Here is a 1,008-nt window from a genome sequence, read left to right as displayed (position 1 = left end):
CGCGGAAGATATCGCCACCGTCGCGGCGGGCATGCGGGCGCTGCGCCCGGAAGGCTATCTCGCTGCCGCGTGGATGCTGGCACATGACGACATTCACGGCTGGCTTAAACGTTATTCCGGCACGTTTGAAGTCTGGTGCGGCGAGCAGGATGCCATCACCCAGCCGGAGCTGGTTCAGGGTCTGGCGCTGCGCTACGGCATGCCGTTTATCGCCATTCCGCAGGCCGGGCACGCCAGCTATCTCGATAACGACGCGTTTTTCAACCAACAGCTTTTACGCATTAACGAAGAGGTGCGCGATGAATGCACAAATTGACGGGCGCGTAGCGGTAGTCACCGGCGGTTCTTCCGGCATTGGCTTTGAAACGCTGCGCCTGCTGCTGGGAGAAGGGGCGAAAGTCGCCTTCTGCGGCCGTGACGCGGACCGGCTCGCCAGCGCCCATGCGACGCTGCAAAACGAATTTCCTCACGGGGAGATTTTCGCTTTCCGCTGCGACGTGCTGAATGCCGACGAAGTTCAGGCCTTCGCGGATGCGGTGCAGGCGCGTTTTGGCGCGGCGGATATGCTGATCAACAACGCCGGGCAGGGCTACGTGGCGTACTTCCATGACACCCCGCGCGAGGCGTGGCTGCACGAAGCCGAACTCAAACTGTTCGGGGTGATTAACCCGGTGCAGGCGTTTCAGCCGCTGCTGGAACGGTCCGACATCGCCTCCATCACCTGCGTGAACTCCCTGCTGGCGCTTCAGCCGGAAGAGCACATGATCGCCACGTCGGCAGCCCGCGCCGCGCTGCTGAACATGACGCTGACGCTCTCGAAAGAGCTGGTGGGCAAGGGCATTCGCGTCAATTCCATACTGCTCGGTATGGTCGAGTCCGGCCAGTGGCAGCGCCGCTTTGAAAGCCGGGCGGATAAAAGCCAGAGCTGGCCGGAGTGGACGGCGGAGATCGCGCGCAAGCGCGGCATTCCGATGGCGCGCCTCGGCAAGCCGCAGGAGCCCGCGCAGG

General features: G+C 63.3%; 2 protein-coding genes. Both read left to right on the top strand.

The window, feature by feature from the left end; genetic code table 11:
• The coding region (locus DD606_RS25555) for an alpha/beta fold hydrolase (protein ID WP_139158401.1) at positions 1-316 on the top strand (316 nt) is incomplete at its 5' end.
• A partial coding sequence (locus DD606_RS25550; RefSeq protein WP_129259535.1) for an SDR family oxidoreductase occupies positions 300-1,008 on the top strand: 709 nt, incomplete at its 3' end. The genes DD606_RS25555 and DD606_RS25550, both read left to right, overlap by 17 nt.

The organism is Enterobacter cloacae complex sp. GF14B (genome assembly GCF_004136805.1).
GTDB lineage: Bacteria > Pseudomonadota > Gammaproteobacteria > Enterobacterales > Enterobacteriaceae > Enterobacter > Enterobacter hormaechei_C.
The sequence above is the reverse complement of the archived record's forward strand: the minus strand, read 5'-3'. Positions and strand labels throughout refer to the sequence as shown.